Below are 9,560 nucleotides of genomic sequence, written 5' to 3'. Positions count from 1 at the left end.
GCAACTACGTTCAGGAGGCCGTGAGCTCGTCGGTGACCTTCACGACGACCAACAACGGCGGCTGATCCGCGGCGGGGGGGGGGGGGGCGCGCCGCCCCCCCCCCCCCCGGCGGGGGGGGGGGGGGGCGGGGGGCGGCCCCGCCCCCCCCCCCCCCCGGCTCGGGGGTGCGCCCCGGCTCTCGCGTCAGTTCGGTGGCTGTTCCGAGGGCGGCGCGGGCGGTGTCTCAGCCGCGGCGATGTCCCGGAGCAGGCCGGAGCGCACGGCGAGGATGATCCGTTCCCGCTTGCGCAGCGCGACCGCCTGGTCGACGTCTCCCTCGTCGAGCGCGGCGTCCTTCGCCGCGCGCACCGTCTCGAGCTGGCGGGCGAGCTCGCGGGCCTGCTTGTTGGCCTGGTCGTAAGCGGCGAAAGGCGGGGGGCCGGACGGCCCGGGCAGCGTGGAGCCAGCGGGCGGCGCCGCGGCCAGCGCGGACCTGGCCCGCCGCCGCGCCTCCCGTGGGTCGATCGCGAGCCGCGCGAACAGGTCGGCGGCGGCGCCCTCACCCTCGTCGACCAGCCCCAGCAGCAGATGCTCAGACCCGATGTAGCTGTGATCGAGCTTAAGTGCCGCGCGTAGCGAACGCTCCAGGACCCGCTTCGCCCGCGGCGTGAACGGGATATGTCCGCTCGACGGTCCATCGCCACGACCGACCAACGCCACGACCGCGTCCCTGGCCGCCTCGAGGGTGACGCCGAAGGACTGCAGGGTCACCGCCGCCCCGCCCACGTCATCGTGGAACAGGCCAAGCAGCAGGTGCTCGGTGCCGATCCGGTCGTGACCGAGCGCCTTGGACTCCTCCTGAGCGCAGATGATCGAGCGTCGGGCCTCGTCGGTGAACCTCTCGAACATCGCCTGCTCCCTGCCGAACGGTCCGATCTGACCCTTCTGAACGTGGATCGTCGATCGCCGGGTCCCGTCAGACAAGGGATTGGTCGGCTTGGCCCGGTTGTATCGCCAGATCCGGCGACCCACAGCTGGACTCGCCCCGTGCCGAGACCATCAAGATCGCTGTTTTCGTCCTCGCGCGGCTGGGGCCGCGGCGGTTTTGTGACCAGGTGATTGCCAAGACGGCGATCAAGTCAGCGGACCGACCTCGCCGGATCCGGCGCTAGGGAGCAAACGCCTGTCTCGGGGGGCGGACGCCTGTCCAGCGTGTCAATCCTCCGCGGGTCGGTGCTCCGCGCACCCGGTGGCCGCAGTTTCCCCTGCGCAAATGGCGATCATCGCGCTCTGGCACCGGCAAGGTTCCTCATGATCGCCAGTTGGTAGGGGAAACGGTCGTTTCGTGCCCCAGTTTGTCGTATTCATCCCTGCGCAGTTGGCGATCACCGCCGTCGCGCACCGCTTCACCGCCCGAAGATCGCCAGATGGGTGGGCGGAATGGCGCTCGAAGCTTCGGTCGCCCGACGGACCGACCGCCTCTGCTGGAGCGACCGGCAGGGCGTCCCCGGCGCCCGAAGCGTTCCGCGGTGCGGTTGATCTCCGCGTTTCGCGGTGCGGTTCCGCTCCCGGTAGGGCGCTCGCGGCCGAGCCGGGCCAACCGCCGGTCTGTCTGCACGGTCGACGCGTGTCCCAGCTGCACGGTTGACCCTGGTCCGTCGTGGGCGGGAGGGTGGCCGGTACCGGCCGACGGCAGTTCGGTGGGACGGTGGAGCCGCGATGCTGGCTCGGGCTCAGGGATGGAGCGGATGTGGCGGACGGCGGTTACGACGCGGATGTGATCGTCGTAGGGGCGGGCCTGGCCGGGCTGGTGGCGACCGCTGAGCTCGCGGACGCGGGGCGCCGGGTGATCGTCGTCGAGCAGGAGAACGAGGCCAATCTGGGAGGGCAGGCGTTCTGGTCGCTGGGCGGGCTGTTCTTCGTCGACTCGCCGGAGCAGCGCCGCATGGGCGTCCGGGACTCGTTCGATCTCGCCTGGCAGGACTGGCTGGGAACGGCGGGGTTCGACCGGGAACGTGAGGACCACTGGCCGCGTCAGTGGGCGCGGGCCTACGTCGAGTGGGCCGCCGGGGAGAAGCGAGCCTGGCTGCACGCGATGGGGGTGCGGTGGTTCCCGGTCGTCGGATGGGCGGAACGCGGCGGCTGGGGCGCCGACGGGCCGGGGAACTCGGTACCGCGGTTCCACCTGACCTGGGGCACGGGGCCTGGCGTGGTCGAGCCGTTCGCCCGGCGGGTCCGCGCCGCGGCCGATGCCGGCCTGGTGACGTTCCGGTTCCGGCACCAGGTGGACGGTCTGGCGGTGACGGCCGGCCAGGTCGACGGCGTGCACGGCACCGTGCTGGAGGCCACCGACACCGCACGCGGCCTCGCCTCGTCGCGCAACGGTGTCGGTGAGTTCTCCCTGCGGGCGCAGGCCGTGATCGTCACCTCGGGCGGGATTGGCGGCAACCACGAGCTGGTCCGGGCCAACTGGCCGCAGCGGCTCGGCGAGCCGCCGAAACACATGCTCACCGGGGTCCCGGCCCACGTTGACGGCCGGATGCTCGCGATCAGCGAGACCGCCGGCGCGAGCATCGTGAACCGCGACCGGATGTGGCATTACACCGAGGGCATCACCAACTTTGACCCGATCTGGCCGGGCCACGGCATCCGCATCCTGCCCGGGCCGTCGTCACTCTGGTTCGACGCGACCGGCGCCCTGCTTCCGCCACCGCTGTTCCCCGGTTTCGACACGCTCGGCACACTCGCCCACATCCAGCGCACCGGCTACGACTACACCTGGTTCATCCTTACACAGAAGATCATCGAGAAGGAGTTCGCGCTCTCCGGCTCCGAGCAGAACCCGGACCTGACCGGCAAGGACATCCGCCTACTGCTGCGCCGCCGTTTCGGCGAGGGTGCTCCGGGCCCGGTCGAGGCGTTCAAGAAGCACGGCGTCGACTTCGTCGTCCGCGACGACCTGCGCTCCCTCGTCGACGGGATGAACGCGCTCACGCCGACGCCGCTCCTGCGCTACGACGACGTCGAGCGCCAGGTCGTCGCCCGCGACCGGGAAATGGCCAACCCGTACACCAAGGACCTGCAGATCGCCGCTCTACGCGGGGCACGGCGCTACCGGGGCGACAAGCTCATCCGCGTCGCGACGCCGCACCGAATGCTCGACCCCAAGGCCGGCCCGCTGATCGCCGTCAAGCTGCATCTGCTGACCCGCAAGACCCTCGGCGGCCTGGAGACCAACCTCGACAGCCAGGTCATCCGCCCGAACGGGCAGGACGCCATTCCCGGTCTTTATGCCGCCGGTGAGGTCGCGGGCTTCGGCGGCGGCGGCGTCCACGGTTACCGCGCGCTGGAGGGCACCTTCCTGGGGGGCTGCCTCTTCTCCGGCCGCGCCGCCGGCCGCGCGGTGGCGTGCGCGGTCGGCTGACCTGGTCGACCCGGCCCACCCGACCGGCCCAACACAGGGCCGACCTTGCCTCCTCCCGCCTACCTGGGTCCCGGAAAGGGCGGCGGCTCCGTGGGACGCCCGTTGCCCGTGACGGAGCGACGAATCTGCTCCTTGAGGTACGCCTTCGCGTCCGCCTCACGACGGTCGACCAGGTCGATGTACCGGATGCCACGCAGCAGGCCCGCCGGCTCGCAGGGCTTGACCCGGACCGGTATCAGCGTGCGTTTCAGGCCGTTCGGATCCCGCAGCCAGGCGTTGTGCCAGGCCTGCTGCCAGGCCGCCCGCACGGCGCGGGACTCCAGGTAGGCCGGCGACAGCACGGCGATCGTCCGATCGCAGGAGGTAACCGCGAGGTCCAGCACGTCGACCGACTCGTCGCCCGCCAAGAGGTCCCAGGACTCCAGTCGAACGCTGTAGTTCTCCGCCTTCAGGTGCCAGGCGATCCAGTCACCCCAGCCCTCGTCGTCCGGGGCGGCCGACACCAGGAAGTCCCACCGCTCGCCCTTGTCGGTCTTCCCCGCGGCCGGTGGCGGATCGGGCGCGGACCGCGTGGACCGCGCGGCTCCCACCGGCGGCTCCCCGGCCGGGTCGGCTGAGCGGGAGCCCGCGGAACCGGCGGGTTGGCGCGCCGGCCAGCCGTTGACGGGCCCGGCGATCCCTCGTTCGGGGATGGAAAGCCATCCCACGGCTCGGAAGCGCTTCCCGACGACGTCGACCTGGTGAAACGCACGTAGGTCGATCCCGGCGATCCCAGGTCTGATCACCGACTCGTACAGACGGTCGGAGACGAGAAGCGCCAGATCGATGTGCGGGTCATCCTCGAGCACCCCACGCAGCAGGTCCGCGTCAAGGAGGCGGGCACATTCCACAATCGGGTCCCCGGCCCAGCCCGACCCGTCCGGGATGACGTGTCCATGGTGAAGGGCGAGGCGCAGCCGGATCCGCCCCGGCCCGTGCCGGTTGTGGTTGGTCGTGAGGAGAGCCCCGCTCAGCCGGTGGACGAAGTCCCGGACGACCCGCTCAGCGGGGACCGTCGCCGCGACGACGCCGAGGAAGCCGTCCCCGCGGTCCTGGTCCTGAAGCGAGCCCGAGGAGCCAATTCCGGCTTCGGCGAGGGCCTGCCCGAAGATCTTCCGTAGGCGCTCCCGCAGGTCGCGCTGGGCAATCGCGTCGAGGTCGCTGTAACGCTCGGCGTCGACGCCGATGATGAGGCCGAACATGGACGGTCCGGGCGGCGCTCCGGGGCCGGAACGGCCAGAAGCTTGCTGACGCTGGACACTGGGCTCCGTCGGTTCCGACCAGAAATACGAGTTGTCAGGGTATTCGTCGTGTGCACGGGCGAGGATGCTGTCCCGCAGCCCGACGCTCTGTCCTTTCGAGAGATACTCGTTGACCGCGTCCCAGAAGCTCGCCGAGTTGAAGAACACGGTGCTCGTCGGTATCCGGCCCGCATCCATGCCCGCGCCGAGGAGCAGCTGACGCGCACTGACGGGGTCCGAATACACCCGCGCGAACTCGCCAAGTTGGTCCGCATTGAAGGTGCTCATCGGTCAGGCTCGTCCCGCCGCGGCGTCCGCGACGCCCCGGATGAAGACCGGGTTGGCTGGGTAGTCGGCGCGTGCCTGGCCGAGAATGCGACCCCGCAGCTCCGCGTTGCGACTCGCGCTGAGGTATACGTTCACAGCCTGCCAGTACGAGACCGACGTATACGCGGTGAGTATCACCGGCTGTTGCTGAGGACCGATGCCAGCGCGCTGGAGAAGTTGGGACACGTTGAGCGGCTGCCAGTAAACCCGCGCCAGCTCGGCCAGCTCGTCGTCACTCAGAAGGTTCACGCGTCACGCCCCCGTGTGCCACCTCGCAGCGACACAATGTCTTCCCCGCGCCGTCTCCGGCACCCCGTCACGGCGGCCAGACAGCTGAACCTGTGGCCGACACCGGTGATCCTACTCGGCGCACGCGCGGACTCCGGCGCCGACAACGGTCAGCATTTCGACGCGTCGCGCCCGGTCAGCTGGCCGTTTCGGTCAGGTCCAAGGCGTGGCCGGTGGTGGCGTCGACGTGGTCGGGGATCGGGTCGTGGCGGTCGCCGACGGTGGGCGTTCCGGTGGGTTCGAACATGAGGATCGAGGCGCCGCCGGGCGACGACGGGCGGTGTTCGACACCGCGCGGGACGACGAAGACGGCGCCCTTCGGCAGGACCACCGTCCGCTCCCCCACGCCGCCGGCGGCCTCCGCGCCGCGCAGCGCGATGTGGAGTTCGCCCTCGATGACCAGGAAGAACTCGTCGGTGTCGTCGTGGGCGTGCCAGACGTGCTCGCCGGCTACCTTCGCGACTCGCACGTCGTAGTCGTTCACCCGGGTCACGATGCGCGGGCTCCACAGCTGCTCGAAGCTCCCGAGCGCCTTCGCCAGCTCCACCGGACGGCTCTGTTCGATGCTCACCGATTCATCATCGCGCCGCGGCGCCGGCCGCGGCGCACCGTTGGACGAACGGCCGCGCCCCGCCGGGGCCTGACCGCGATGGCGAGCGGGACACCGGACAGAGCGCCCCGGCCTCCTCGTGCCGGTATCCGGACACGCTCCGTGCTCGTCCCGGCGCCGCCGCGCCGATCGGCTCCGGAGTGGCAAACAATTTCGGGCCGTGCCGTCCGTTGTGCGACGCTCGTCCGCGTGTGTGCCGAGAAGCTGCTGGACGTGTACGACGCGCAGGTGCGGGGGTCGTTCCCGAACCGGCTGCCGGCCGGGTGGCTCGGCGAACGGGACGGCCCACTGACCCGGTGCCTGACCATCAACGGCGGCTTCGCCATGCTCACCGAGGGTGCCGAGGGCCTCGGCGCCGACGCGCTGGAGTCGCTGGTCGACCGGACCTTCGCCTACTACGCGGTGCGTGGCCTCGGTTTCGAGTGGAAGACGTTCGACCACGACCGGGCGGACCTGCGCCCGATGCTGACAGCCCGTGGCGCGGTGGCCGAGGCTCATGAGGCGCTCGTCCTCGGCGAGTCGGCGGCCCTCGCGGGCACACCGGTGCTGCCCGCGGGGCTGACGATGCGGCAGGTCTCGGCCCGCGCCGACCTGGAACGTGTCGCGGCGCTGGCCAGCGCGGTCTGGGACGACGACTGGTCGTGGCTCGCCGACGACCTGGAGAACCGGCTGAGCGGCGCCACCGAGCCCGTCGAGATCTTCGCCGTCGAGGATGGCGCCCGGATGGTGAGCACCGCCTGGCTGGTCCCGCTGTCCGGCACCCGGGTCGCGGGGCTGTGGGGCGGCAGCACGTTGGAGCAGTACCGCCGGCGCGGCCTCTACCGGGCCCTCGTCGCGCACCGCGCCGCCCGGGCGGTCGCGCTCGGCTACCCGCTGCTGCAGGTCGACGCCTCCGACGACAGCCGGCCGATCCTGCGCCGCCTCGGCCTGCAGGTCGTCGGCGGCACCGTCCCCTACGTCAGCGCCCCGGCCGGAACTGGCTGACCGGGGGGCAACGGGTTCCGCGGCGCCCTGGGCGCGACTACCGGTCCGCGCCGCCGGGCGTGACAGCGTCGAGAACCGTGTCGAGGGCGACGTTGAGCTCGGCCCGCAGCGGTTCCGGGAGGTCGAGCTCGGACTCCCAGGCGTGCAGCCGGTCGTTGACCTGGCGGCTGAGCGTGTCGCCGGCGGCGGTCAGCTCGACGGTGATCCGGCGGCGGTCGGACGGGTCGGGCGCCCGGCGGACCAGGCCGGCGGTGGCGAGGCGGTCGAGCGTCAGGGTCATGCCGCCGCTGGTACGCCCGAGCACCCGGCACAGCCGGCTCGGCGCGCCTTGGCCCCCGGGCGAGCGGCGGATCGCGCCGAGTACCAGGTAGTCCGCGACCGTCAGGCCACACGGTTCGACCAGGCCGTCGAGCGCGGCGGAGACGAGCATGTTGAGCCGGACCAGGCGGGCGAGCAGGCCGGCGTGCCCGGTCAGGCCGACCTCGTCGACCCAGCCGGGCTCGCTGACCGTCGCCCCGGCGGCGCGCGCCGACGTGCGCTCGCCGCGGGTCATGGCCGGCCCGCTCGACATTCTCGGGACTCTACGGATTCATTCCTCGATACGGATTCATTCCCGGATGCCGAAACGCTCCAGGCCGAAGGCGCGGATGGCGTTGCCGCGGACGAACTTGTAGACCTCCGGGGCGGTCATGTCCGCGCCGGCGCACAGCCGGTGGGCCACGGCCAGCGAGTTCGGCCAGGTGCCGTCGGTGTGCGGGTAGTCGGTCTCGAAGACGATCTGGTCGAGGCCGACCTCGGCGCGGGACAGCAGGCCGTGCTGGTCGTCGAACAGGCAGCCGTAGACGCGGCCCCTGACGTAGCTGCTCGGTGGGTTCGGCAGCCGGGCGCCGCCGCCGACGTCGCCCTTCCAGACGAGGTCCATCCGCTCCAGCAGGTACGGCATCCAGCCGACCTGGCTCTCGGCGTAGACGATGGTCAGGCCGGGGAACCGGTCGAGCGTGCCGGAGAAGATCCAGTCACACAGCGAGCCCTCGGCGTTCTGCGACGACAGCGACATGCTGACGGCCAGCGGCGCGTCCGGCGAGGTCGAGGGCAGCGTCGAGGACGAGCCGATGTGCATCGTGACGACCGTGCCGGTCTCCTCGCAGGCCTGGAAGAGCACGTCCCAGGCGCCGGAGTGGATCGAGGCGAAGCCGAGCTTGCTCGGGTTCTCCGAGAACGACACCGCGTACGAGCCCTTCGCCGCGCAGCGGCGCACCTCGGCGGCGGCCAGCGCCGGGTCCCACAGCGGGATGAGGGTGAGCGGGATCAGCCGGCCCCGGCCGGAGCCGCCGGCCCACTCGTCGATCATCCAGTCGTTGTAGATCTGGATGCAGGCGAGCGCGACCTCCTTGTCCGGCCGCTCGGAGAAGCCCTGGCCGCAGAACCGGGGGAAGGTGTTCGGGAAGTTGATCGCCGCCTCGACGTGGTTGGTGTCCATGTCGAGCAGCCGGGCGTCCCGGTCGTAGGTGCCGGGGCGGAAGTCCTCGTAGACGGCCGGCAGGTTCTGCACCTCGGCCGGCGGGACGCCCGCGGAAGCGTGCAGCAGGCCGGTCGGGTAGACGAGGTCGTCGTAGAGCCACAGGTCGCACCAGCGCCCATCGGGGACGCCGCGCTCGAAGCCGTAGTGGCCGCCGGAGAAGTGCAGCTTCAGCCGGTCGCGGACGACCTTGGGGCCGCGGTCGCGCATCGACGCGGGTAGCTCCCGCTGCCATAACTCGCGCGGCTCCAGGATGTGGTCGTCCACCGAAATGATCTTCGGGAAGTCGTGCGGCGCTGGGGTGACGGTCCCGGGTGTCGTCCTGTCGTCGGTCACTGTCATCTGCCGGCCCCCTCGGTCCCGGGCGCGTTCGCCCTGCTCAGAGCTGGATTGCCGATCGCTTTCCAAAAAGCTACTTTTCACCAAGCTACCCGGCGACCCCTGCCCTGTCAGGAGGTCGCGGACAGGCGCGGAAGGGAAGGACGGCGGCATGGCGGAGCTGAAGATCGTGTCGGTCGGGGATCTCCCGTGGCAGGAGGTGAAGGCGCAGGCTCATCCGGGCGGGCGGCGGGTGTCCGTGTGGGAGAAGTTCCTCGAGTGGTCGCCGGAGCGGATGGTCATCTACGCGCGCTACGACCCGGGCATGGTCGTCGAGCGGCACGGCCACGCCTCCGACCACTTCGTCTACGTCGTCGCCGGTGAGGTGCTCGTCGGCGACCGGCCGTGCCCCGCGGGCACGCACCTCACGCTGGAGCACGGCGCCCAGTTCGGCCCCCTGGTCGCCGGCCCTGAGGGCGCGACCCTCTACGAGGTGATGACCGGCGATCCACGCGCGGTCCCGGCCGACCCGGAGGGTTTCGCCGAGCTTCTCGCCTCCCGGGGCATCGAGCCGCTCCCCAATCCCCCGGTCCCCTGGCCCGACTGGCTCGCCCCCCGCACCGACCACCAGGCCGGCCTGCGCGAGAACGACGGCCAGGCAGGCCTCGCCGTCGACAACGATTAGGACAGGGCACCCCAGCAGCAGGACGATCACCCGGGCGCGGGGCGGGGCGGGGGCGGGTGGGGCGACCGGGTCGACCTGGATCTCGACCATGTTCCGGTCGGGGTCCCGGTAGTACATCGACAGCGTGACGCCGTGCGCGATGCAC

The 9,560-nt window shown here is 71.4% G+C and carries 9 protein-coding genes; 3 read left to right on the top strand and 6 right to left on the bottom strand.

The annotated features are described in order from the left end of the window. Window positions 1-184: 184 nt before the first annotated feature. Window positions 185-889: a Clp protease N-terminal domain-containing protein gene (locus I6A60_RS39590; protein ID WP_203022375.1), complete on the bottom strand. Its 705-nt coding sequence runs from the start codon at window positions 887-889 to the stop codon at window positions 185-187. A gap of 841 nt (window positions 890-1,730) precedes the next feature. On the opposite strand from I6A60_RS39590, the gene I6A60_RS39585 reads away from it, so the two are divergent. Then, entirely contained in the window at window positions 1,731-3,404 is a 1,674-nt protein-coding gene (locus I6A60_RS39585; protein WP_203022374.1) for an FAD-binding dehydrogenase, read from the top strand. 59 nt (window positions 3,405-3,463) lie between these two features. On the opposite strand, the gene I6A60_RS39580 is transcribed toward I6A60_RS39585, so the two are convergent. The 3 genes from I6A60_RS39580 to I6A60_RS39570 all read right to left on the bottom strand — a co-directional run bounded on the left by I6A60_RS39580 (window position 3,464) and on the right by I6A60_RS39570 (window position 5,870). Continuing rightward, window positions 3,464-4,972, bottom strand: a complete 1,509-nt coding sequence (locus I6A60_RS39580) for a toll/interleukin-1 receptor domain-containing protein (protein ID WP_203022373.1) — start codon at window positions 4,970-4,972, stop codon at window positions 3,464-3,466. Between the two features lie 3 nt (window positions 4,973-4,975). Continuing rightward, window positions 4,976-5,260 carry an effector-associated domain EAD1-containing protein gene (locus tag I6A60_RS39575; RefSeq protein WP_203022372.1) on the bottom strand — a complete coding sequence of 95 codons (285 nt, stop codon included), beginning with the start codon at window positions 5,258-5,260 and terminating at the stop codon, window positions 4,976-4,978. Between the two features lie 175 nt (window positions 5,261-5,435). Further along, a complete protein-coding gene (locus tag I6A60_RS39570; RefSeq protein WP_307874103.1) occupies window positions 5,436-5,870 on the bottom strand; it encodes a cupin domain-containing protein in 435 nt (144 codons plus the stop codon). Window positions 5,871-6,098: 228 nt separating this feature from the next. Between I6A60_RS39570 and I6A60_RS39565 the strand changes: the two genes are divergently transcribed. Beyond that, window positions 6,099-6,893, top strand: coding sequence for a hypothetical protein (locus I6A60_RS39565; protein WP_203022371.1), 795 nt, complete (start codon window positions 6,099-6,101; stop codon window positions 6,891-6,893). Window positions 6,894-6,930: 37 nt separating this feature from the next. On the opposite strand, the gene I6A60_RS39560 is transcribed toward I6A60_RS39565, so the two are convergent. Then, a complete protein-coding gene (locus I6A60_RS39560; protein WP_203022370.1) occupies window positions 6,931-7,464 on the bottom strand; it encodes a MarR family winged helix-turn-helix transcriptional regulator in 534 nt (177 codons plus the stop codon). Window positions 7,465-7,500: 36 nt separating this feature from the next. Beyond that, window positions 7,501-8,754 carry an amidohydrolase family protein gene (locus I6A60_RS39555; protein WP_203022369.1) on the bottom strand — a complete coding sequence of 418 codons (1,254 nt, stop codon included), beginning with the start codon at window positions 8,752-8,754 and terminating at the stop codon, window positions 7,501-7,503. Window positions 8,755-8,902: 148 nt separating this feature from the next. Here I6A60_RS39555 and I6A60_RS39550 point away from each other — a divergent pair, with 148 nt between their 5' ends. Beyond that, on the top strand, window positions 8,903-9,415 hold the full coding sequence (locus I6A60_RS39550; protein ID WP_203022368.1) for a cupin domain-containing protein: 513 nt from the start codon (window positions 8,903-8,905) through the stop codon (window positions 9,413-9,415). The last annotated feature ends 145 nt before the right edge of the window (window positions 9,416-9,560 follow it).

Origin of the sequence: Frankia sp. AgB1.9, from assembly GCF_016786355.1 — a bacterium.
In the GTDB taxonomy this organism is placed as follows: domain Bacteria; phylum Actinomycetota; class Actinomycetes; order Frankiales; family Frankiaceae; genus Pseudofrankia.
This window is presented reverse-complemented; position numbering and strand designations above follow the sequence as displayed.